The 22,336-nt window shown below is 63.3% G+C and carries 26 protein-coding genes and 1 tRNA gene; 14 read left to right on the forward strand and 13 right to left on the reverse strand.

Going from position 1 to position 22,336, the window contains the following annotated elements; genetic code table 11:
- The first annotated feature begins 654 nt into the window (after window positions 1–654).
- Genes ACNFHO_RS23795 through ACNFHO_RS23825 form a run of 7 tightly spaced genes read left to right on the forward strand, consistent with a single transcriptional unit; the run spans window position 655 to window position 3,564 of the window.
- On the forward strand, window positions 655–972 hold the full coding sequence (locus ACNFHO_RS23795; RefSeq protein WP_416767533.1) for a DUF551 domain-containing protein: 318 nt from the start codon (window positions 655–657) through the stop codon (window positions 970–972).
- Window positions 969–1,385, forward strand: coding sequence for a phage protein NinX family protein (locus tag ACNFHO_RS23800; protein ID WP_416767534.1), 417 nt, complete (start codon window positions 969–971; stop codon window positions 1,383–1,385). Before ACNFHO_RS23795 ends, ACNFHO_RS23800 begins: the two co-directional genes overlap by 4 nt.
- Window positions 1,382–1,579, forward strand: coding sequence for a hypothetical protein (locus ACNFHO_RS23805; RefSeq protein WP_416767535.1), 198 nt, complete (start codon window positions 1,382–1,384; stop codon window positions 1,577–1,579). Before ACNFHO_RS23800 ends, ACNFHO_RS23805 begins: the two co-directional genes overlap by 4 nt.
- Before the next feature lie 43 nt (window positions 1,580–1,622).
- On the forward strand, window positions 1,623–1,823 hold the full coding sequence (locus tag ACNFHO_RS23810; RefSeq protein ID WP_063545408.1) for a hypothetical protein: 201 nt from the start codon (window positions 1,623–1,625) through the stop codon (window positions 1,821–1,823).
- Between the two features lie 49 nt (window positions 1,824–1,872).
- Entirely contained in the window at window positions 1,873–2,220 is a 348-nt protein-coding gene (locus tag ACNFHO_RS23815; RefSeq protein WP_416767536.1) for a hypothetical protein, read from the forward strand.
- A 39-nt stretch (window positions 2,221–2,259) separates the two neighbouring features.
- On the forward strand, window positions 2,260–2,496 hold the full coding sequence (locus ACNFHO_RS23820) for a DUF4224 domain-containing protein (RefSeq protein ID WP_065863443.1): 237 nt from the start codon (window positions 2,260–2,262) through the stop codon (window positions 2,494–2,496).
- Window positions 2,497–2,499: 3 nt separating this feature from the next.
- Window positions 2,500–3,564, forward strand: a complete 1,065-nt coding sequence (locus ACNFHO_RS23825) for an integrase (protein WP_416767537.1) — start codon at window positions 2,500–2,502, stop codon at window positions 3,562–3,564.
- Window positions 3,565–3,666: 102 nt separating this feature from the next.
- Here the strand turns inward: ACNFHO_RS23825 and ACNFHO_RS23830 are convergent.
- A tRNA-Cys gene (locus ACNFHO_RS23830) sits at window positions 3,667–3,740 on the reverse strand.
- 145 nt (window positions 3,741–3,885) lie between these two features.
- Entirely contained in the window at window positions 3,886–4,911 is a 1,026-nt protein-coding gene (gene sohB / locus ACNFHO_RS23835; protein WP_151926198.1) for a protease SohB, read from the reverse strand.
- 199 nt (window positions 4,912–5,110) lie between these two features.
- Between sohB and ACNFHO_RS23840 the strand changes: the two genes are divergently transcribed.
- From ACNFHO_RS23840 to ACNFHO_RS23855, 4 genes are all read left to right on the forward strand, one after another.
- Complete coding sequence (locus tag ACNFHO_RS23840; RefSeq protein ID WP_112898670.1) at window positions 5,111–5,824, forward strand: histidine phosphatase family protein; 714 nt, start codon at window positions 5,111–5,113, stop codon at window positions 5,822–5,824.
- Between the two features lie 53 nt (window positions 5,825–5,877).
- Window positions 5,878–6,195, forward strand: coding sequence for an SCP2 sterol-binding domain-containing protein (locus tag ACNFHO_RS23845; protein WP_027920549.1), 318 nt, complete (start codon window positions 5,878–5,880; stop codon window positions 6,193–6,195).
- Between the two features lie 201 nt (window positions 6,196–6,396).
- Complete coding sequence (locus ACNFHO_RS23850) at window positions 6,397–7,464, forward strand: phosphotransferase family protein (RefSeq protein WP_416767539.1); 1,068 nt, start codon at window positions 6,397–6,399, stop codon at window positions 7,462–7,464.
- A 24-nt stretch (window positions 7,465–7,488) separates the two neighbouring features.
- Window positions 7,489–8,256 carry an SDR family oxidoreductase gene (locus tag ACNFHO_RS23855; protein ID WP_063545458.1) on the forward strand — a complete coding sequence of 256 codons (768 nt, stop codon included), beginning with the start codon at window positions 7,489–7,491 and terminating at the stop codon, window positions 8,254–8,256.
- Here ACNFHO_RS23855 and ACNFHO_RS23860 read toward each other — a convergent pair whose 3' ends face one another.
- Complete coding sequence (locus ACNFHO_RS23860; protein ID WP_063545459.1) at window positions 8,257–9,078, reverse strand: class I SAM-dependent methyltransferase; 822 nt, start codon at window positions 9,076–9,078, stop codon at window positions 8,257–8,259.
- An 84-nt stretch (window positions 9,079–9,162) separates the two neighbouring features.
- On the opposite strand from ACNFHO_RS23860, the gene ACNFHO_RS23865 reads away from it, so the two are divergent.
- Window positions 9,163–9,534: a GFA family protein gene (locus ACNFHO_RS23865; protein ID WP_054892110.1), complete on the forward strand. Its 372-nt coding sequence runs from the start codon at window positions 9,163–9,165 to the stop codon at window positions 9,532–9,534.
- A gap of 33 nt (window positions 9,535–9,567) precedes the next feature.
- Here the strand turns inward: ACNFHO_RS23865 and ACNFHO_RS23870 are convergent, their stop codons facing one another.
- Window positions 9,568–11,661, reverse strand: a complete 2,094-nt coding sequence (locus ACNFHO_RS23870; protein WP_414155758.1) for a TonB-dependent siderophore receptor — start codon at window positions 11,659–11,661, stop codon at window positions 9,568–9,570.
- Window positions 11,662–11,811: 150 nt separating this feature from the next.
- On the opposite strand from ACNFHO_RS23870, the gene ACNFHO_RS23875 reads away from it, so the two are divergent.
- Both ACNFHO_RS23875 and ACNFHO_RS23880 read left to right on the forward strand, forming a co-directional pair.
- Complete coding sequence (locus ACNFHO_RS23875) at window positions 11,812–12,885, forward strand: helix-turn-helix domain-containing protein (RefSeq protein ID WP_112898674.1); 1,074 nt, start codon at window positions 11,812–11,814, stop codon at window positions 12,883–12,885.
- Window positions 12,886–12,903: 18 nt separating this feature from the next.
- Complete coding sequence (locus ACNFHO_RS23880; protein WP_153774869.1) at window positions 12,904–13,602, forward strand: YoaK family protein; 699 nt, start codon at window positions 12,904–12,906, stop codon at window positions 13,600–13,602.
- A 1-nt stretch (window position 13,603) separates the two neighbouring features.
- Here the strand turns inward: ACNFHO_RS23880 and ACNFHO_RS23885 are convergent, their stop codons facing one another.
- The 9 genes from ACNFHO_RS23885 to ACNFHO_RS23925 form a co-directional block, all read right to left on the reverse strand.
- Window positions 13,604–13,954 (reverse strand): hypothetical protein, encoded by a 351-nt coding sequence (locus ACNFHO_RS23885; RefSeq protein WP_112898676.1) that lies wholly within the window; start codon window positions 13,952–13,954, stop codon window positions 13,604–13,606.
- Window positions 13,955–14,204: 250 nt separating this feature from the next.
- Entirely contained in the window at window positions 14,205–15,536 is a 1,332-nt protein-coding gene (locus ACNFHO_RS23890; protein ID WP_054892120.1) for an OprD family porin, read from the reverse strand.
- Between the two features lie 112 nt (window positions 15,537–15,648).
- Window positions 15,649–17,004, reverse strand: a complete 1,356-nt coding sequence (locus ACNFHO_RS23895; protein ID WP_054892121.1) for an MFS transporter — start codon at window positions 17,002–17,004, stop codon at window positions 15,649–15,651.
- 61 nt (window positions 17,005–17,065) lie between these two features.
- Complete coding sequence (gene dmpG, locus ACNFHO_RS23900) at window positions 17,066–18,079, reverse strand: 4-hydroxy-2-oxovalerate aldolase (RefSeq protein ID WP_125929488.1); 1,014 nt, start codon at window positions 18,077–18,079, stop codon at window positions 17,066–17,068.
- Between the two features lie 4 nt (window positions 18,080–18,083).
- Window positions 18,084–19,019 carry an acetaldehyde dehydrogenase (acetylating) gene (locus ACNFHO_RS23905; protein ID WP_063545468.1) on the reverse strand — a complete coding sequence of 312 codons (936 nt, stop codon included), beginning with the start codon at window positions 19,017–19,019 and terminating at the stop codon, window positions 18,084–18,086.
- 16 nt (window positions 19,020–19,035) lie between these two features.
- Window positions 19,036–19,233, reverse strand: coding sequence for a tautomerase family protein (locus tag ACNFHO_RS23910; RefSeq protein ID WP_054892124.1), 198 nt, complete (start codon window positions 19,231–19,233; stop codon window positions 19,036–19,038).
- 14 nt (window positions 19,234–19,247) lie between these two features.
- Window positions 19,248–20,051 carry a 2-oxo-3-hexenedioate decarboxylase gene (gene dmpH / locus ACNFHO_RS23915; RefSeq protein ID WP_416767541.1) on the reverse strand — a complete coding sequence of 268 codons (804 nt, stop codon included), beginning with the start codon at window positions 20,049–20,051 and terminating at the stop codon, window positions 19,248–19,250.
- 12 nt (window positions 20,052–20,063) lie between these two features.
- Window positions 20,064–20,846, reverse strand: coding sequence for a 2-oxopent-4-enoate hydratase (gene dmpE, locus ACNFHO_RS23920; protein WP_416767542.1), 783 nt, complete (start codon window positions 20,844–20,846; stop codon window positions 20,064–20,066).
- Between the two features lie 10 nt (window positions 20,847–20,856).
- Window positions 20,857–22,317: a 2-hydroxymuconic semialdehyde dehydrogenase gene (locus tag ACNFHO_RS23925; protein WP_416767543.1), complete on the reverse strand. Its 1,461-nt coding sequence runs from the start codon at window positions 22,315–22,317 to the stop codon at window positions 20,857–20,859.
- Window positions 22,318–22,336: the final 19 nt, after the last annotated feature.

Below are 22,336 nucleotides of genomic sequence, written 5' to 3' on the forward strand. Positions count from 1 at the left end.
AGCGCTGGATCTGCCCAATCCCAGAACACATTTCCACGAACACGCATGTGACCCTCCTTAACTTTTTAGCTTTCATCCATTAGAGGGTCAAAATAGATCGCACAAAAAAAAGCTACAAGTGACTTAAATCAGCAATCTCTTACGAATCGACAGCCGGCATAAAGTTATACAAATGTATCTCTTTTGTATAAATTTATTGGTGCTAAGAAGAGCGCTTCTGCACTATCGTTTCGGCTGTAAGCGAATCAGCAAATTCGATCCAAGCGTTGAACGCAGCACGCTGCGCGTCGCATGCAGCTTGCCATTCCGGCCCTCCCAAGCGCCCGTAGGCTACCTGATTCATGGTGGTTGATGTGAGCGAATCAAGCTCCCGTAGCAATTTGTAAGCACGATATCTTTTTTCTATATCCGGCATGGTCTTTTATCCATTTTGCATAGCTAGGATTTGAGCCTTCCAAGACTTCTGCCCGGTGGACCTCCCCTGGTCTCACTTATTTCCTCCGATATTAACTAATCCGCCGAATGGCGGCGAGGCGAAGCTATGTCTCAAGCATTCCATACAAACAACGAGCGCCAGCTCTCCCCGCACGAAACCCAACCCGAACCTACACCCGCACTGGCGTCTGGGCGCTGGATTGATGAGAGGTATCAGCTGTGAGCGAATGGATCAAATGCAGCGACAGGCTGCCCGAGACGGATGCAGACACCGACACGACCTTCATTGTCGCGGTCAAGCGAGCGCACAACGGCAAGACCTACGTCTTCGCTGCCGAGTGGCTGAACGAAAAGCTGCTCCACAGGGAAGACCCCGAACCGGACGATCCCGAGGACGGCACGCCATTTAGTGGCTGGCATTCGCTCGAAACCCACGCCGACTTCGAGCAGTACTGGGAGCCTCTTGTTTCGCCAGGCTCCGGTGATGAGGTCACCCATTGGCAGCCCCTGCCTGAGGCTCCTGGAGTTGAGCAATGACCGACCTGATTGAAGTGAGGGTATCCAACCTGAGCGGCTTGGCATTGGACTGGGCTGTTGGCATCGCTGATGGGCGAGACCTAGAACTGCCATCAGCGTTCCGCAGCCGCACCTGCGTGGTCTGGTGCGAACCGTTCGTCATCAAGCGCGAAGGACATGCAGACTTCCACGACAAGGCCCGTCGCCACTGGAAGCCATCCATCGACTGGAAGGACGGCGGCCCGCTGATCGACGAGCACCGCGGCAGCGTCCATAGCTATCCAGGCATGGTCGGGGATGCAGGCTACAGCGGCGGCCCGGAGGGTGCGGGTATCTGGTGCTACGGCCCCACCGCCCTCGTCGCGTTCTGCAGAGGATTCGTGCGCTACAAGCTGGGCGAGTTCGTCCAGGTGCCCAAGGAGTTGATGCCATGACCACTCAAACAGCCAAAGTACAGAGCCTTATGCAGGCCTGCCAACGCGGCGTGAACGGCAAAGGTCCGGCGATCGAGGCGGCAAACAACCTCCTGGCCGAGTGCTACGGCCTGCTCGGCAAGCTTGCTGCAGAGAACGAAGCGCTGCGCAAAGACCGTGATGGCCTGCTCGAATCCGGAGGACACCTTCTATGATCGCCCTCGCCTACTTGGCCTACCTGATCTGGAAGGGGCCTCGGTGAACAGCCACCAGTACCAGCCATTCTCTGCTCGGGGCTTCGGTAGCTGGCACACCTGCAGCGTCTGCGGAACATCCAAGCACAGCGGCTACTACTGGCTTGGCGGCTACAAAAGCAAAACCGAGCCGCCCTGCATCGCCTGGAAGATCGACCCAGAGTGGAAGGCCCAGGCCATCCCCGCGCCGATCACCGAAGCATAACCCCCCAACAACTCAAGCCCGCCCCGCGCGGGCATGGAGAGCTACTGCCATGAAGAAATACAAGCACACACCAGGCCCATGGCTCGTTGAAGGATTCGTCCAAAACACCGGATCGATATCGGTCTGCGCAGGCAGGATGGGTATTGCCGATGTCTTTAATGGCGTCAGCATTTTCGAGACGCTCACCGGCGAAGCGCCCAGAACCCAGATGGCAAACGCCCAACTGATCGCCACGGCGCCGAACCTCCTGGACGACCTGGTCGAGGCTGCCGCCACTCTCCGTCGCTATGAGGCCCTGCACCGCGCTAAAGGCACCACCGACAGCGTGGCCAAGGCCGAAGTCAACGCCGAACTCGCATCACGCTTCGAGCAGACCATCGCCCTGGCCACGGCCTGACCACCAAACTGCCGCCACCGGCGGCGTGGAGACCATCCCATGGAACATGCAAGCGAGTTTCTCGACGAGGAAGAGGTGATCCGCATCACCGGCTACCAGATCCCGAGCAAACAAATCGCCTGGCTGGCCAACAACGGCTGGCAGTACACGCTCACCCGGGCCAGGCGGCCCATTGTTGGCCGGGTATACGCCAGGCTCAAGATGGCCGGTGTGAAGCCAAACGCGACGAATGCAACAACTGAAACCTGGACATTGGACTTATCGCGCGTGGGGTAAAGGATGCGCAACAGGAAGGCATCGAACAAGGACCTGCCGCCCAGAATGCTGCGGCGGGTCCGCAAGCTAAAAAGCGGCAAGCTGTGGGTTGGCTACTACTACGACGGGAGGGATGCTGAAGGGAAGCGGCAGGAAGTGCCGCTGGGGACTGACCTCGCTGAGGCCAAGTTGGAATGGGCCCGCCTGGAGCACAGGGCGAAGCCGAAAGTGATGGCGACGATGGGTGAGCTGTTTGACCGTTACGAGCGGGACATCATCCCGGGCAAGTCCCCACGCACGCAAAAGGACAACAAGTACGAGCTGGAGCGCCTGCGCAAGGCGTTCGCTGACGCCCCCATTGAGGTGATCAACCCGCCTGTCATTGCCCAGTACCGGGACGCCCGCAGCGCGAAGACCCGGGCAAACCGGGAGATCGCCCTTCTATCCCACGTCTTCACCATGGCTATGGAATGGGGATTTGCAGAGCGCAACCCATGCCTGGCGGTTCGCCGCAACAAGGAGAAGGTGCGCGACTTCTACGCGGCCGACGAAATCTGGGATGCGGTGTATGCCGAAGGCGACCAGGGCCTCAAAGATGCCATGGATCTGGCCTACCTGGCCGGGCAGCGCCCAGCAGACACCCTGAAGTTCAGCATCGTCGATCTGGACGAGGACTACCTGTGGGTCGATCAGAACAAGACCGACAAGAAGCTGCGCATCCGGCGGCACGTCAACGGTGAGCTCACCGGCCTTGGCCTGTTCATCGAGGCGCTTCTGGAGCGGCGAAAGCTGCAGGGTGTGCGCAACTCACGCCTCATCACCAACGACTCAGGCCTGCGCATGAGCTGGGAAATGCTGAGGAACCGCTTCAGCGAAGCCCGGGACAGGGCTGCGCGCAAGCTCACTGCCGACGGAAACACAGACCTGGCCATCAAAGTTCGGCAGTTCCAGTTCCGCGATATCCGACCGAAGGCGGCGTCGGAGATTGAAGACATCAGCCACGCCAGTCGGCTGCTTGGGCACTCCAAGGAGGAAATCACCAAGCGCGTTTATCGCCGCGTCGGCGAGGTGGTCAGCCCGACCAAGTAGAGGGCTGATGCGGAAACGATGCCTAAGAATGCGGAAACGATCCGGGTTTTCTGCGCACAAAGAAAAACCCCGCAGACGTTAATCTGCGGGGTTTTCGAAGAGTGGAGGCCGAGGTCGGAATCGAACCGGCGTAGACGGATTTGCAATCCGGAGCATAACCACTTTGCTACTCGGCCTCAAAGTTCGGAGTCAGCTTTCGCTATCTCCTTGAAACCGCTCAGCTTTTTCAAGTGAGCTGCGTTTCGATGGACGCCATTATGTCGGCATTCCCCTCACCTTGCAACCCCCCTGAAGAAAAAAATCTTCAAGGGGTTCAAGGTGTTAGCGCAAGCGGCCAAGCCTGCTCCAAAGCCCTACCAAGGTGTTCTCCACGGCACCGCTGGCGGCCACGCCGATGCGCTCCTGCAGGGATTTACGCTCGGCGTAGCGGACGTGGAACAGGTTGGCGTCGTGGGCGCGGTCGCTGAGGTATTCGTCGCTGGTGCGCAGCTCGTCGACCAGCTTGCGGTTGAGTGCGGCAACACCCAGCCACACTTCGCCGGTGGCGACCTCATCAATGTGCAGCTGCGGGCGGTAGCGGGCGACGAAGTCCTTGAACAGTTGGTGAGTGATATCCAGGTCTTCCTGGAATTTCTCCCGGCCCTTCTCGGTGTTCTCGCCAAACACGGTGACGGTGCGCTTGTATTCGCCGGCCGTGAAGACCTCGAAGTCGACATCGTGCTTTTTCAGCAGGCGATTGACGTTGGGCAACTGCGCGACGACGCCGATCGAGCCAAGTACGGCGAACGGCGCACTGACGATCTTCTCGCCGATACAGGCCATCATGTAGCCGCCGCTGGCCGCGACTTTGTCGATGCACACAGTCAGCGGAATGCCGGCCTGGCGGATACGCGCCAGCTGCGAGGCAGCCAGGCCGTAGCTGTGCACCAGCCCGCCACCGCTCTCGAGGCGCAGCACCACTTCGTCACGTGGTGTGGCGAGGGTGAGCAGCGCGGTGATTTCGTTGCGCAGGCTCTCGGTGGCGGAGGCCTTGATGTCGCCGTCGAAATCCAGCACGAAGACCCGGCCCTTTTCCTCGGGTTTGGCCTTGCCTTTCTTCTTCTGTTTTTCCGTCTTGGCCTGCTGCTTGCGCAGGGCCTTGAGCTCGGCCTTGTCGAGCAGGCCAGCTTCCAGGCGCTCGCGCAGCTCCTTGTAGAAGGTGTTGAGGCGGGTGACCTGCAATTGCCCGCCGGGCTTGCGTCGACCCTTGCCACGCAGGTTGGCGATACCCGAAAGGATGACCAGGATGGCGATCACCACAGTGGCGGTTTTGGCGAGAAAGCTTGCGTATTCGGCAAGAAACTCCACATTGACTCCTTAATAAACCTGCGCCTGCACGGCGCGAAACTGATGCAAGCATACCGGTGCGCCTGGGCTGCCGCCAGCATGGGAAAATGCTGGCAACACAGTTCAAACAACCTTTTCAAACGCTTGTATGTTTTTTCATTGACAGCCTCTCTGGCGCATCCTAACCTCGCAGCAACCTCCATCCCGGCCGGACATTCCAGTGGGCAACATCTACCTGATCCGACATGGCCAAGCCTCCTTCGGCGCCGACGACTACGATGTCCTGTCGCCGCTGGGTGTGCGCCAGAGTCAGGCGTTGGGTGAGCACCTGGCTCAACTGGACCTGCACCTGGATCGCTGCGTGGCCGGCGACCTGCGGCGCCAGCAGGACACCGCACGGCTGACGCTCGACGCAATGGCCGCTACCGGCTGCGCAATCCCGGCCATAGAGACCGACGCAGCCTTCAATGAGTTCGATGCCGACGGCGTGATCCGCGCCCTGCTCCCTGCCCTGCTGCCAGACGAGCCCGAGGCGCTGCACGTGCTGCGCAATGCTGCGCAGAATCGCAGTGAGTTCCAGCGTCTGTTCGCGCTGATGGTGCAGCGCTGGCATGACGGCGAGCACGAGGCTCACGATGGCCTGGAGACCTGGGCCGCGTTCACAGCGCGCGTTGGTGCCGGCCTGCAACGCGTCCTGGCACAAGCCTCAAGCCGTGACAACATTGCCATCTTCACCTCCGGTGGCAGCATCGCCGCCCTGCTCCACCTGGTCACCGGAATCACCCCAGCCCAGGCGTTCGCGCTGAACTGGCAGATCATCAACACGTCGCTCAGCCACCTGAAGTTCCGTGGCCGCGATGTGGCATTGACCTCCTTCAACAGCCAGGCCCACGTGCAGCTGTTGCGGATGCCGGAGCTTCTCACCTATCGATGAGCCCGGCCTGTTGTGCCCCGTGCACGCGACTTTCACCCAACAAGGAATACACCATGAGCGACGTAGCTAAAGCAGTCGAAGCGATGAAAGCCAAGTTCAACCCTGCCGCCGCCGCCGGCCTGGACCTGGTGTTCGGCTTCAACATCACCGACGAAGACAAGCACTACGCCCTGCTCGTCAAGGACGGCACCTGCGAGATCCAGGAAGGCGAGAACCCTGACGCCAACTGCACCCTGGTTCTGGACAGCGAAACCCTCAAAGGCATCGTCAGTGGCGAGACCGATGGCATGCAGGCCTTCATGGGCGGCAAGCTGCGCGTCGAAGGCGACATGATGCTGTCGATGAAGCTGAGCGAGCTGTTCCCGTCCTGAGTGATGCGAACACGCGCATGAAGAAAACCGAGGCCTGACCGGCTTCGGTTTTTTTTTGCCCGCAGCCTGCATGCATCACTCATCAGGGGCAGTGATCGACCGGCAACACCCGCGTCGATATGACGTTTGGCACGCTTGTCCCAACCCAGGTTGGCCATTAGATTAGCCAATGATCCTTGCGACCGAGAATAAGGAATACGCATGACGCTCACCGACCAGTCCACCCAGGTCCGCCCCGGCGAAGAACTCGATGCAGCCATCATCGATCCTTACCTCAAGGCGCATATCCCGGGCCTCGCAGGCACCCCGAGCATCAGCCAGTTCCCCGGCGGCGCCTCCAACCTCACGTACCTGGTCGCCTACCCCGAGCGCGAGTTCGTGCTGCGTCGTCCGCCCTTCGGACACAAGGCCAAGTCGGCCCATGACATGGGCCGCGAGTTTCGCATCCTCAACCAGCTCAACGACGGCTTCCCGTTCTGCCCCAAGGCCTATGTGCACTGCACCGACGAATCGCTGATCGGCGGCGAGTTCTACGTGATGGAGCGGGTCGAGGGTGTCATCCTGCGCTCGGACCTGCCCCCTGAACTGAACCTCGACGCTAGCCGCACCGAGGCGCTGTGCAAGAGCTTCATCGACCGTCTGGTGGAACTGCACCAGGTCGACTACAACGCCTGCGGCCTGGCCGACCTGGGCAAGCCCGAAGGCTATGTGCAGCGTCAGATCGAAGGTTGGTCGAGCCGCTACGAAAAAGCCCTGACCCCGGATGCGCCGCGCTGGGAAGAGGTGATCGCCTGGCTGCGCGAGAAGATGCCCGCCGACCACGCGCGCCCTGGCATCGTGCACAACGACTACCGCTTCGACAACGTCATCCTCGATGCCAACAACCCCATGCGCATCATCGGCGTACTGGACTGGGAGATGGCGACCATCGGTGACCCGCTGATGGACCTGGGCAACAGCCTGGCCTACTGGATCGAGGCCAACGACCCGGCACCGGTGCAACTGATGCGCCGCCAGCCGAGCAACGCCCCCGGCATGCTGACCCGCCGCCAGTTCGTCGACTATTACGCCGAGCGCGCCGGCATTAGCATCGACAACTTCGACTTCTATTACTGCTACGGCCTGTTCCGCCTGGCCGGGATCGTCCAGCAGATCTACTACCGCTTCTTCCACGGCCAGACCCAGGACAAACGCTTCGCCCAGTTCATCCACATGAACCGGCTGCTGGAGCAGATGAGCCTGCAACTGATCGGCAAATCCACCCTGTAACCGGCGACAACAAGGAAAACCAGCATGTCCAAGACCCAACTGTTCGACCTTGACGGCAAGATCGCCTTCGTTTCCGGCGCCAGCCGCGGCATCGGCGAAGCCATCGCCCATTTGCTGGCTCAACAAGGGGCCCATGTGATCGTCTCCAGCCGCAAGCTCGACGGCTGCCAGCAGGTCGCCGACGCAATCATCGCAGCCGGCGGCAAGGCTACACCGGTGGCCTGCCATATCGGTGAGCTGGACCAGATCCAGCAAGTGTTCGCCGGCATCCGCGAGCAGTTCGGACGCCTGGATATCCTGGTCAACAATGCCGCCACCAACCCGCAGTTCTGCAACGTACTCGACACCGACGTCAGCGCCTTCCAGAAGACCGTCGACGTGAACATCCGCGGTTACTTCTTCATGTCGGTGGAAGCCGGCAAGCTGATGCGCGAGCACGGCGGTGGCAGCATCATCAACGTAGCGTCGATCAACGGCGTAACGCCGGGCTTGTTCCAGGGCATCTACTCGGTGACCAAGGCTGCGGTGATCAACATGACCAAGGTCTTCGCCAAGGAGTGCGCACAGTTCGGCATCCGCTGCAACGCCCTGCTGCCGGGCCTGACCGACACCAAGTTCGCCTCGGCACTGGTGAAGAACGACGCCATCCTCAACGCCGCCCTGCAGCAGATTCCGCTCAAGCGCGTAGCGGACCCGAGCGAGATGGCCGGCGCGGTGCTGTACCTGGCCAGCGACGCGTCGAGCTACACCACCGGCACGGCGCTCAACGTCGACGGCGGCTTCCTTTCCTGATCAGCCCTTGCGCGCCTGCAGCGTGTAGCTCAACGGCAGGCGCTCGGGCCGCTCCGCCAGGCGCCACTCGCCGTCGGCGCCCTTGAGCATCTGCCCGGGCAACGCCTCCCACGGGATGCTCGGGTGCTCGACCAGGGCGGTCAGTTGCATGCCTTGTTCAAGCAGCGCCGTGATGATTTCGCCAAGGCCGCGGTTCCAGGAATGGGTCTCGGTTTGTGCCAGGCGATGTTCGCTTTCGACGTAGGTCTGGTCGCTGTGGAAGATGAGCGGCGCCTCATGCTCGAAGTACGGGAAGTCGACCTGCAGGCGATCGGCGTGGGTTTCGTCGAGCGTCCATAACATCGGGTGCCCCTCACGCAGGAACAGCCGCCCGCCCGGCTTGAGCAATGCCGCGACATTCTGCGCCCAGCGCTGGATGTCCGGCAGCCAGCACAGTGCGCCGATCCCGGTGTAGATCAAGTCATAGCTCGCCTTGGGCAGCACCTCGCTGGCACGGTAGACATCCGCCTCGACATAGTCGATATCGGTGCCACAGCGCTCGGCCAGCAACCGCGCCTGCGCCAGCGATGCGGGCGAAAAGTCCAGCCCGCTGACCTGCGCGCCCAGACGCGCCAGCGACAAGGTGTCGGTGCCGATGTGGCATTGCAGGTGCAGGGTCTTGAGGCCTTGTATATTGCCCAGGCGCGGCAGGTCGAAGCGCACGACTTCGGAAAGATGCGTGGCAGACTGCACGAAGCATTCGACTTCATAGCCCGGCGAGGCGGCGTGCAACGGCGCCCGCTCGTCCCAATTGGCGCGGTTGAGTTCCAGTGACGGATTCATGGACACTTCCCTGTGCGGAAAACCGCCACGTTAACCGGCCAGGAGGCAGGCCGACAACCGGCCATTCAAGGAGAGAACGCCAGCATGAAGACCTACAAGGGCGGCTGCCTGTGCGGTGCAATCCGCTTCGAGGCCGATGGACCAGCGGGCAATCCCCACCACTGCTCGTGCCGCTGGTGCCAGCAGCACACCGGAGCACTGGTGGCGAGCTGGGTGGAGTTCGATCGTGCGCAAGTGCGCTGGGTCGGTGCCGGCGGTGCGCCTGACACCTGGCGCTCTTCGGATTATTCCAGCCGGGCATTTTGCCGATGCTGCGGCAGTTCGGTAGGCGCGATCGACGATGCACCGACGGTGGCGTTGCTGCTGGGGTGTTTCGATGAGATCGAGGACGAGCGCCTGGTACCGACCGGGCACTCGTTCGAGGACCGCTGCCCAGGGTGGATGCAGCGGGGTTGATGGGGCTTTCCAGGACCGCCGTGCGGCCCGAGGTTACAACGACAGACTCATGCTCACACTCAGGTTGCGCGGCTCGCCCGGCATGTTCCACGCCGCGTTGTAACCGCGTTCGTAGTACTTGCGGTCGAAGACGTTGTTCAGGTTCACCCCGAAACTCAACTGCTCGCTGGCCTTGTAGTGCGCCAGCAAGTCCAGCGTGCTGTACGCCGGCAGGCGCAGGTCACCGCCCGCCTGCCCGGAACGCTCGCCCACGTAGTTGGCCGAGGCGCCGACATCCGAGCCACGCAGCCAGCCGTTCTGGAACTCGTGCACCACCATCAGGCTGCCGCTGTGCCGAGGAATGCCCAGCAGGTCGCTGCCCTTGGGCAGTGCGGCATCGCCCTTGGTGACCTCGGCATCGATATAGGCATAGGCACCGATTACCCGCACGGCCTCGGTGAGCTGACCGCTGAACTGCACGTCCAGCCCCTGGCTGTGCGCCTTGCCCGCGGCGATGCTTTCACCAAAGGCATCGGTGGTGACGACGTTTTCCTTGTCGATGCTGAACAACGCCACAGTCGCACCGAGCCGGCTGTCGAACAGGTCGAGCTTCAGACCCGTCTCGTAGCCCAGCCCCTTCTCCGGCTTGTACACCTGGCCTTGGGTGCCGATGGCGTTGGGCTTGAACGAGGTGGAAGCATTGGCGAACACCCCCACTTCCGGCGTCCATTGATACAACAGCCCCACACGCGGCGTAGCGACTTCCTTGACCTGGCTGTTGCTTACCCCGGTGGCACGGTTCAGCGCCGTCTGCTCGACCCGTTCCAGGCGCACGCCGAGCAGGCCACGCCAGCGCTCGTCGAAGATGATCTGGTCTTGCAGGTTGAGCGCCTGGCTTTCGGTGCGTTCGAAGAAGTCATTGGGGTTGATCAGCGGCGGCTTGGGCTGCCCGTAGACCGGCTGGTAGATATCCAGCCCATAGCCGAGCGACGTAGCGCTCTGCGGGTATTTCTGGCTGTTGCGGTAGTTCTCGTACTCCAGGCCGATCAGGCTTTGGTGCTGCCAGCCGAGAAAATCGAACTGCCCATGCAGTTCGGCCTGGGTGATGTTGTCGTTCCACTCGAAATTGCGTTCGCGGTAGAAACGGCTGATCGCCTGGCCGACTACCCGCGACGGCTCCGAACTGTTGCCGCGCAGGTGGCCCTGGGTGTAGTGGTTGGCCAGGCGCAGTTTCCAGTTGTCGTTCAGGTAGCGTTCCAGGGCCAGGTCCAGGGTCTGGTTGTCGTTGCGAATGTGGCCGTCGTTGGGCTCGCCGAGAAAGGTCGAGCGCTTAACGGATCCCAACTGATTGTTGACCGCCGGAATACCCCGGTCGAACACCGATTCGGTGCGTGAGAATTCGGCATCCAGCAACAGCCGCGTGTCAGGGTCGAGTTGCCAGCTCAGCGACGGGCTGACGATCTGTCGGCGGCTGTCGACGTGATCGCGGAAGCTGCCGTTATCTTCCACTGCCAGATTGACGCGCGACAGCAGGCGCCCCTCCTCGTCCAGCGGCGTGTTGACGTCGAGGCTGCCGCGGTAGCGATCCCACGTGCCGGCGCTCGCCTTCAGGCGCGTGAACGCCTCCTCCTGCGGACGCTTGCTGACGATATTGACCAGGCCACCCGGATCGCCGCGCCCGTACAGGCTGGCGGCCGGGCCCTTGAGCACCTCGATGCGCTCGATGGTGGAGGTGTCCGGTGCACTGTAGCTGCCGCGGTTGATGGCAAAGCCGTTCTTGTACAGCTCGCCGGTGGTAAAACCGCGCACGCTGTAGTTGAGGAAGGTCAAGCCACCGAAATTGTTCTGCCGGGTGACGCCACCGGCAAAGTCCAGGGCACGGTCGATGCGCGTGCTGTTGAGGTCTTCAAGCACCTGGCTGGGCACCACGGCGATGCTCTGCGGCGTGTCGCGCACATCGGTATCGGTGCGCGTCGCGGTGCTAGAGCGGGTGGCGCGATAGCCCTGCACAGGGCCGTCGGCGCGCTCCAGCAGATGACTGTCGCTGACGGTCAGGGCCTCGAGTATTACAGGTTCGGCAGCACTGCCGGGCAGGCCGAACACAGACAGGGAAAAACCCAGGCAGAACCGGGCGGGGGAAACTTTCATCAACGACGCTCCTAAATTTCATGTAATAACATAACAATTTATGAACGATGCGAGGAATACCCGGATGAGAAAAAACCGCATTTGTTCGTCAACCTGAGGTTTACGGCTCGGGTATACTTGCGTTTCCGGCCCGCTTCCAGGAACCGCCCCATGGTTGAAAACAGCTTTGCCTTTCGCCTCAAGGAATTGCTCGAACACCACAAGCTGACCCTGCAAGCCGTGGGCACCGCCCTGGGCATTTCACGCACCGCGGTGCACAAGTGGACTCGCGGTGGCGAAATCGACTACGACAACCTGCGCAAGCTCGCCGCATTTCTCAAGGTCAACTGGATCTGGCTGCGCTACGGTGAAGAAGCCTTGCAGAGCGTGCAGCAGGCCGAGGTGGTAGAGCTGCCGATGACCGACGTGCGGCGCCGCTACACCGCCGAGATCATGGAAAGTGAAACCCGCATGAAACTGGCCCAGGAAGGCGCACGCATCGTCACCTGGGAGTGGAACCTGGTCACCGATGAAGTCACCTACTCGCCCAACGTCGAGGCGGTGTATGGCTGGCCAGTGCAGCGCAACGAAGAGTTCTGGGCGCATATCCACCCGGACGACATTCCGCCGATGCAGGCCATGTACGCCCAGGCCGTCGCCGACGGCACCGGTTGCGAATGCGATTTTCGCATCACCCGCCCCGACGCCAGCCAATGCTGGATCGCCTCGCGCGCCACCGTGCTGGCCGACAGCGCCGGGCGCGCGGTGAAGATGGTCGGCATCAGCATGGACACCACCGAACGCAAAGTCGCCGAAGAAGAATTGCGCCAGAGCGAGGCGCGCTTTCGCACCATCTTCGAGTTCGCCTGGGGCGCGCTGGCCTACATCGATCCCGACGGCAGCTGGCAGCGGGTCAACGGCAGCTTCTGCGAACTGCTGGGCTACCGCGAAGACGAGCTCTACGGCACCACCTTCCAGCAATTGACCCATCCCGACGACCTGGCGCACAACCTGCACTTGCTGCAGCGCCTGCTTGACGGCGAGATCGACCGCTACGAAGTGGAAAAACGCGTACGCCACAAAAACGGCCACTACCTGTGGGTCCGCGCGCGTACTTCGTTGCAACGCCAAGCCGACGGCCAACCCGAGCACCTGATCAGCGTATTCGCGAACATCACCGCCGAACGCGAAGAACATGAACGGCTGCAAGCACATATCGCCAGGCTCGAGGCACGGCTGGGCTGATTCAGGGGGAGAGCTGCGATGCTACCGGGAAGTGCGTCACTCGACAGCCAGCGTCAACAGCGGGTACAGCGCCGCGGCACGGTGGGGTTGTACTTCGTTGCCGCCTTGTCGGTACTCGCCGGCATGACCGATGCCATCGGCTTCATGGCCACGGGCGATTTCGTTTCGTTCATGAGCGGCAATACCACGCGCCTGGCGGTCTCGCTGGGCAGCGCCGAGCTGGGGCCGGTGCTGCGCCTGGCGCTGGTGATCGCGGCGTTCGTGCTGGGCAACGCACTGGGGGTGATCGTTGCCGCCAGAAGCGGCCGGCGCCACTGGCCGTTGCTGGGTGTGATCGCCCTGCTGCTGGCGGTCGCCGGCATGCTGCCAGAGCCCATGCAACTGCTCGCGCTACTGGCGGCGGTGACCGCGATGGGCATGATCAATGCGGTGGTCGAGGAAGTGAACGGCCTGCCGATCGGCCTGACCTACGTCACCGGCGCGCTGTCGCGGTTCGGCCGCGGGCTGGGCCGCACCCTGTTGGGCCAACAACGGCTGGGGTGGCGCGTACAACTGGTGCCCTGGAGCGGCATGTTCATCGGCGCAGTGCTGGGTGTGTTGCTGGAGCAACGCTTCGAGCGAGCGGCACTGCTGGCCAGTGCGCTGACCGCCCTGCTGCTCGCCGTGGTCTCGTGGAAGATTCCACGGCGTTGGCAATTGCGCTACATGCCTCGCTGACTCACAGGCAGGTTGCCGCCGCAGCCTTGCGCTGCAGCGCAACCATGTCGTTCTTCTGGGCGTAATAATCGACCCGAGTCCCGCCAGCCTGCGGGTAGACGTCAACGAAGGATTCCGCCTCGCGGGTGTACACCGTCAAGCCACCGCCCTTGCGCGTTTCCAGGTAACCACTGGCGTCAACGCCGAAGCGCGATTCTTCCTGCCAACTGAACTGGATGCACTGGGCCACCAGCTCCGGCGCTTTCTGCGAGTCGAGGCGCGCGCTGGGCTGGCCGTTGCGCGCAGCCTCCATGGTCGACGAAGCGCAGCCAATCAACATCAGGGCTGCAGTCATCGGCAGTAGTGCTCGCATGTTCCATCCTCGGGGCAAAAAAGAAGCGACTGTAGCACTGGCGGTGATCGCGCGTGAATGCTCGTGCTGCGCAGCGGCATTCAACCCGGCGCTACCTGACCGGTGCCCACACCGGATCCTCTGCCATCAGCGCCGTCACCCAGTCGGCGGTTAGACGAACGACATCGGCATGGTGCCCATCTGCCAATCGCTCACTCCAGCGCCCGTTCACGAGCAAGCCCGCGCCCACGAGAGTGGCGCGGGCTATGCCTTAGAACAACGGCAGGCTGTAGGTGATGTAGAGACGGTTCTCGTCCAGGTCACGCTGGTTGGCGTAGGTGCTGCGCAAGCTGGCGTTGCGCCAGGAGAACGACAGCCCCTTGAACATCTCGCCCTGCACTGCGTAGGTCACCCAGAAATCACGCTCCCACTCATGCTGGTCACCCTGCGCCGACTTGATGTTGTCGCCGCGCTGGTAGGCCAGCAGCGTGGTCAGGCCCGGAATGCCGACAGCGGCGAAGTTGTAGGTGTGCTGCGCCACCCAGGTCCGCTCGCCGGCCTTCTGGAAACGTGCACCGGTCTGGCGGTCGGTGATCAGGTAGGTGGCCGAGCCATCGCCCTGGTTGACGAAGGGAAAGTCACTGTCGCCTTCAAGCTGCTGGTAGCCCAGGCTGAAACCGTGGCCGCCGAGGCTGTAGGTGAACAGCCCGGCAAACGCCTGGTTATCGACCTTGCCGTTGTTGCCGAAACCGGCACTGCGGTACCCCTCGGCACGCCCAGCCACACTGCCGTTGCGCCCCGACGGACCACTGTCGAAATAGCGCAGGTCAGTCTTGAGGCTGCCCACCGGCAAGGCCAACTGGTGCACCAGGCCGACGAAGTGCTGGCGATAGAAGTCCTCCAGCTCACCGTAGTAGTACTGCAAGGTCAGGTCGCGGCTCACGGCGTAATCGACGCCGAAGAAGTTGAACGCATTGCTGCGCTTGCCGAACGGCCCACCCGCTCCGGCAATCGCCATGCCTTCGTTGTTCGACGAGTTGCGGCTCTTGACCCGCTGGATCTGCCCGCCGGTGAACGTGAAGTTGTCCAGGTCGCGCGAGGTGATCTGCAGGCCTTCGAAGGTTTCCGGCAACAGGCGACCGTCGTTGAGGGTCAGCACCGGCATCTTCGGACGCAAGGTGCCGAGCCGCGCCTCGGTCTTGGCAACGCGCAGCTTGCCAGTCACGCCCAAAGTGCTGAACTCGTCCACCGCACGGCCATCGCTGTCGGTGGGAAACACCAGGCCGCCGCGGTTGGTGCTCTGCGGGTTGTAGTGGGTGCCCTTGCCCGAATCCAGACGGATGCCAAGCATGCCCAGGGCATCGACACCGACACCGACGGCACCCTCGGTGTAGCCGGAAGTGAAGTCGAACAGAAAGCCCTGGCCCCACTCCTCCTGCTTGGACGGGTTGGCGCTGCCGCTGCGGTTGTCCTGGTTGAAGTAGATGTTGCGCATTTCCAGGCGCGCATGGGAATCCTCGATCAGGCCAGCGGCCTGGCTGGTCAGGGGGGCCAGCGCCAGGGCGATCAGCCCGGGAGCGAAAGAAGATCGTTTGCAAGACATGCTGTGTGCTCCTCGTTTCTTGTTGTTATGTGCAGCGCCGAACGCCAGGCGCAGGCAAGCCGCGCCCGACGCCGCTTCTATCAGGAAGCGGGCGCTGGTACTCGTTCAGGGATCAGGAGTGCGCGGGAGGTGCTTCAGCCGGCCAGGCCGCAGATGGCCGGATGCTCAGCCGGTACAGCACGAAGATCGCCGCCGCACCTGCCACCACGGGGATGGCCAGCCAGTGGAAGAACACCACCGGCGTACCGGCCGCGGCGATCAGCCAGGCCCCCAGGGTCGAGCCGACGATGGAGCCGGAACGCCCGCAGGCCATGGCCCAGCTGACCCCTGTGACGCGGGCCGTGGTCGGGTAGAGGGTCGCCGACACCAGGTTAAGGCCGTTCTGCGCACCGGCCACGCCGAAACCGATCAGGAACACCGCCGCCGCCAGGCCATAGATATCGCCCATCAGGTAGCCGGTGACCGCGATCACCACCGCCGCCCCCAGGTAGGAGCAGGCCAGCACACGATAAGGCCCGACACGGTCCATCAGCAGCGCCAGCAGGATCGCGCCGACCGTGCCGCCCAGCGGCACCATCGCACCGACACGCGCGGCATGGGCGATGTCGTAACCGGCGTCCTTGAGCAGGCTCGGCAGCCAGCTGGTCAGGAGGTAGAAGACGAACAGCGAGCAGAAGAACGCCAGCCACAACAGCAGCGTGCGCACCGCGCGGCCCTCGATGAACAGGTGCGAGATCGGCGAACGCACCTGTGCCGGGCGCTCGTCGTCGAGGATGGTCACCCCGGCGTAGCTACTGCCGGTGATGCGCTCGACCACCTTGCGCAAGGCATCGCCATGCTTGGGGCTCGAAGCCATGAAGCGCACCGATTCAGGCATCAGCCAGGCCAGCAACGGCAGCATGGCCAGCGGCACGATACCGCCGATCATCAGCACGCCACGCCAGCCGAACAGCGGGATGATCTGCGCCGCAAGCATGCCGCCCAGCGCAAGGCCCGCGGTGAAGCCGCTCCAGCTCAGGGTGACCATGATCATCCGCCGCCGCGCCGGGGAATACTCCGAGCTCAGGGTGATGCAGGTGGGCATCGCCCCGCCCAAGCCAATACCGGTGACGAAACGCAGTGCGGTCAGCGACTCGATCGAGTGGGCATAGGCCGAGGCTAGGGTGCCGACGCCGAACACCAGCACCGACACCAGCAGTACGCGCTTGCGCCCGATGGCATCGGCGATGGGCCCGAACACCAGGCTGCCGACCAACAGGCCGAACAGACCGGCACCGAAGGCCGGCGACAATTGTGCCGGTAGCAGGCCCCATTCCTCACGCAGGGCCGGGGCGATGTAGCCGATCGCGGCGGTGTCGAAGCCGTCGACCAGAACGATCAGGAAACACAGGGTAAGAACGATGATCTGGTAAGGCGAGATTCGTGCGTTATCGATGATCTCGCCGATTCGGGCAGTGTGCTGGCTCATGGTATTTCCCCTTTTTATTAGGCTTGTGGTTGGGGCAAAGCATTGGCAAGGCGTTGTGGTTTCAGGGTCGCAGCAGGTCCAGGGCAACGTCGACGATCATGTCTTCCTGACCGCCCACCATCTTGCGACGGCCGAGCTCGACGAGGATGTCCACGGTGTTCAGGCCGTAGCGGCGAGCAGCGACCTCAGCGTGGCGCAGGAAGCTGGAATACACCCCGGCATAGCCGAGCGCCAGGGTTTCGCGGTCGACCCGCACCGGGCGATCCTGCAAGGGCCGAACGATATCGTCGGCCGCATCCATCAGCCGATACAGGTCGGTACCGTGATTCCAGCCCAGGCGTTCGGCGGCCGCGATGAACACCTCCAGCGGCGCGTTGCCGGCACCAGCCCCCATGCCGGCAAGGCTGGCGTCGATACGATCGCAGCCCGCCTCCACCGCGGTGATCGAGTTGGCCACGCCCAGGCTGAGGTTGTGGTGGGCGTGCATGCCGGTCTCGGTGGATGGGTCGAGCACCGCCTTGAACGCCTGGAAGCGCTCGCGTACATCCTGCATGTTCATCGCACCGCCCGAATCGGCCATGTACACGCAGGTGGCGCCGTAGCTTTCCATCAGCTTCGCCTGCTGGGCCAACGGCTCGGGCGCCAGCATATGGCTCATCATCAGAAAACCCACGGTGTCCATGCCCAGCTCGCGGGCGTACTCGATGTGCTGGCGCGAGACATCGGCTTCGGTGCAATGGGTGGCGATGCGCACCACCCGGGCACCAGCGTTGTAGGCATCCTTGAGGTCATGCACAGTGCCGATGCCGGGCAGCAGCAGCGTGGTGATCTTCGCGTGGCTGATGACCTCGGCCACCGCTTCGATGTACTCGAGGTCCGAGTGCCGGCCAAAGCCATAGTTGAAGCTCGAGCCCTGCAGGCCGTCACCGTGGGCGACCTCGATCGAATCGACCTTGGCCTGGTCCAGCGCGCGGGCGATGTCGCGGGCCTGCTGCAAGGTGTACTGATGGCGGATGGCATGGCTGCCGTCGCGCAGGGTGACATCGGAAATATAGAGTTTCTTGCCGGCGTTCATGTGTTCAGCCCTCCACGAACTGGGTAGCGGCGATGCGCTCGGCGCAGGCCACGGCCGCCGAGGTCATGATGTCCAGGTTGCCGGCGTAGGCCGGCAGGTAGTGCGCGGCGCCCTCGACCTCGAGAAACACCGAAGTCTTCAGGCCGCTGCGCAGCCCCAGCCCCGGAACATTCACCGGCTGGTCTGCCGGGATCACCTCGAACTGCACCTGCTGCTTGAGGCGATAGCCGGGCACGTAGGCCTGCACGGCCTCGACCATCGCCAGGATCGAGCGCTCGACCGCCGCCTGATCTGCCGGCTCCGACAACACGAACACAGTGTCGCGCATCATCAGCGGCGGCTCGGCGGGATTGAGGACGATGATCGCCTTGCCCTTCTGTGCCCCGCCGAGTTTCTCGATGGCATGGGAAGTGGTCTCGGTGAATTCGTCGATATTGGCCCGGGTGCCGGGGCCTGCCGACTTGCTGCTGATCGAGGCGACGATTTCACCGTAATGCACCTTGGCCACGTGCGACACCGCAGCGACGATCGGTATGGTGGCCTGGCCGCCGCAGGTGACCATGTTGATGTTAGGCGCGGCCAGTTCAGCATCCAGGTTGATCGCCGGAATGGTGAACGGGCCAATGGCGGCGGGCGTCAGGTCGATGACCTTGACCCCGTGCTCCTGCAACAGCGCGTTGTGGCGACCGTGGGCACCGGCGCTGGTGGCGTCGAAGACGATACGGATATCCTTGAAACCCGGCAGCGCCAGCAGGCCCTCGACACCCTTGGCGGTGGTCGCCACGCCCAGGCGCTCGGCCCGCGCCAGGCCATCGGAGGCCGGATCGATGCCGACCATGGCGCCCATCTTCAGGTGCTGGCCGTTGCGCAGGATCTTGATCATCAGGTCGGTGCCGATATTGCCCGAACCGATGATGGCAACGCTGATCTTGTCGTTCATTGTCGTGGTCCTGTGTTCAGGCTTTGGCACGGCGTTCGGCGAGGGTCTGGCCACCGGCGGCCCACTGGGTCTCGGGGATTTCCTGCAACAGGACGCGCACGCTCTCGACCGGTACTTCGAGGCTGTCGGCAATCGCCAGGGTGACCTTGTCCAGCAGCGCGCGCTTCTTCTCGGGCGTGCGGCCTTCGGCGATATGGATGATGGCAATAGGCATGTCAGGTACTCCTGTCAGCGTTGGCCGGACGAGGTGAAGCGCATCGACACGCTGCCCAGGTGCTGGTAGCGCACGGTAACGTTGTCGCCCGCCTCCACTGCAATGGCCTCGGTGATGCCGCCGGTCATGATGAAGGTGCCCGCCGGCAGCTCGCGGCCCTTGGCGCCGAGCATGTTGGCGAGCATCGCCACGCTCTGCGCCGGGTGCCCGAGCACCGCGGCACCGGCTCCGGTGGCGACCACCTCGCCGTTCTTTTCCAGCACCACGCCCAGGCACTTGAGGTCGATGCCCTCGACCCCGGACATGCGCCCGCCCGTGACGAAACGTGCCGAAGAGGTGTTGTCGGCAATCACGCTCTTGAGGTCGAAACGGAAGTTCTCGTAGCGCGAATCGATCACTTCGACCGCCGGCACGATGAAGTCGGTGGCCGCCAGCACGTCGCCAACATGCACACCCGGCCCCTTCAGCGGGTGCTTGAGGACGAAGGCGATCTCGGCCTCGACCTTGGGGTGGATCAGGCTGTCGACATCGATGGCCGCGCCGTCGAGGCTCGAGCCGTAGTCGGTGAGAAAGCCGTGGATCGGGTCGGTGACGCCCATCTGCTTCATCTTGGCGAACGAGGTCAGGCCCATCTTCAGGCCGGCGATACGCACGCCACGCGCCTGTTTGCGGGCGCGGATGGCGTCCTGGATGGCGTAGGCGTCGTCCCAGTCCATGTCGGGGTGGGCGTCGGTGATCTTGGCCACCGCCTCACGCTTGAGTTCGGCGTTTTCCAGGTGTTCGGCCAGTTGGGCGATGGTGGCTTGGGACAGGTTCATAGGGGTTTTCCTTCAAACGAAGCGAACAGCGGCCGAGCCGATGCCGCCGAGGCTGATACGCAGTTGGTCACCGGCCTGCACCGGCACCATGGCCGCCAGCGAACCGGAGAGAATCACCTCGCCCTTGTTCAGCGCGATGCCGAGGCGGCCGAGGGTGTTGGCCAACCAGGCCACGGCATTGGCCGGATGGCCAAGCGCGGCGGCACCGGCGCCGGTGGCGACGATCTCGCCGTTCTTTTCCAGGGTCATGCCGACACAGGCCAGGTCCACATCACGCGGATCGACACTGCGGTCCCCCAGCACGAAGGCAGCGGCGGAGGCGTTGTCGGCGACGGTGTCCTGGATGCGGATCTTCCAGTCGCGAATGCGCGAGTCGACGATCTCGAAGCACGGCATCACATAGGCCGTGGCGCGCAGCACATCGGCCACGGTGACGCCCGGGCCCTGCAGAGACTCCATGAGCACGAAGGCGATCTCGCCCTCGGCCTTGGGCGCGATGAGGCCGTCGATAGCGATGGCCGCGCCATCGGCGTGGAGCATGTCGCTGAGCAGGTGGCCGAAGTCAGGCTGGTCGACGCCGAGCATGTTCATCACCACCTGGCTGGTGACGCCAATCTTCTTGCCCAGCACCCGCTCGCCCGCGTCCAGGCGCGGCTGGATCATCGCCAGCTGCACCTGGTAGGCCTGCTCCAGGGTGATGTCGGGGTGGGTTTCGGTCAGCGGCGCCAGGGCCTGGCCACACGCCAGGGCCTGGTGCAGTTGCTGGCCGGCGCGCTGGATGTCGTCAAGGTTCATGGAGTGCTCCTCACAGGCGGACGCAGACGTTGCGCAATTCGGTGTAGAACTCCAGCGAGTGCACACCCCCCTCACGGCCGATGCCCGACTGCTTGGCGCCGCCGAAAGCGGTGCGCAGATCGCGCAGGAACCACGCGTTGATCCAGCAGATGCCAACATCCAGCGCGCTGCCCAAGCGGTGGGCGACCTGCAGGTCGCGGGTCCAGACACTGGCAGCCAGCCCGTAAGGGGTATCGTTGGCCAGGGCCACGGCCTCTTCCTCGGTGTCGAACGGCGCGATGTGGCAGCAGGGGCCGAAGATCTCTTCGCGGATCACCGCCGAGGTTTCCGGCAAGCCGGTCCAGATGGTCGGTTCGAACCAGGCGCCTTCGGCCAGGTGCGCCGGCACCTGGGGAATGCCGCCGCCGCACACCACGGTGGCGCCATCGTCCACAGCCTGGCGGGCGTAGGACAGCACCTTCTCGCGATGGCCGAGGGAAATCAGCGGCCCCATGGTGGTGCCATGGGCGTTCGGATCGCCCACCACGATGCTCGCGGCGTGCGCCTTGAAGGCCTCGACGAAGCGCTCGAACAATGGCCGCTGCACGTAGATGCGTTCAGTCCCCAGGCACACCTGCCCACTGTTCTCGAACACTGCACGCCCCAGCCCCTTGACCGCTTTCTCAAGGTCGGCGTCGGCAAAGACGATGCCGGCATTCTTGCCGCCCAGCTCCAGCGAGACCGGGCGAATGCCCTTGGCCGCAGCCTTCATGATGACCTCGCCAGTCCCGGTCTCGCCGGTGAAGGTCACGCCATCGACATCCGGGTGCGAGGTCAGGAAAGCCCCCGCCGAATCGGCGCCAAAGCCATGCACCACGTTGTACACGCCCGGCGGCACACCGGCCTCGTTCATCACCTCGCCCAGCAGCGTGGCAGTGGCCGGGGTTTCTTCGGATGGCTTGACCACCACGGTGTTGCCGCAGGCCAGGGCCGGGCCGACCTTCCAGGTCATCAGCAGCAGCGGCAGGTTCCAGGGGCAGACCACGCCGATCACACCGCGCGGTGCTCGCACGGCGTAGTTGACCGCCTTGCCGCCGTCCGGGGTGTCCATCACGAAGCTTTCGGTTGGTACGTTGCGGATCAGGTCGGCGAACACCTTGAAGTTGGCCGCACCGCGCGGGATGTCGAGGTGCCCGGCCAGGTGTGCAGGCTTGCCGGTATCGGCCACTTCGGCCGCGACGAACTCGGCGTGGCGACGCTCGATGCCCTCGGCGACCTTGTGCAGCAGCGCAGTACGCTGGGCGACCGTCATCGTCCCCCAAGGGCCTTTGAGGGCGGCACGGGCAGCGGCCACGGCGGCATCGACTTCGGCCTGCCCCGCTTCGTGGACGAGGCCGATGACACTGTTGTCGGCAGGGTTGCGGTTTTCGAAGGTGCGGGCACTGCTGACCCACTCGCCATTGATGAAATGACGAAACGCTTGCGCAGGCATGATCGGTAGTCCTCTGTTT

This window comes from Pseudomonas sp. NY15374 (genome assembly GCF_048068255.1).
Classification (GTDB): Bacteria; Pseudomonadota; Gammaproteobacteria; order Pseudomonadales; family Pseudomonadaceae; genus Aquipseudomonas; species Aquipseudomonas machongensis.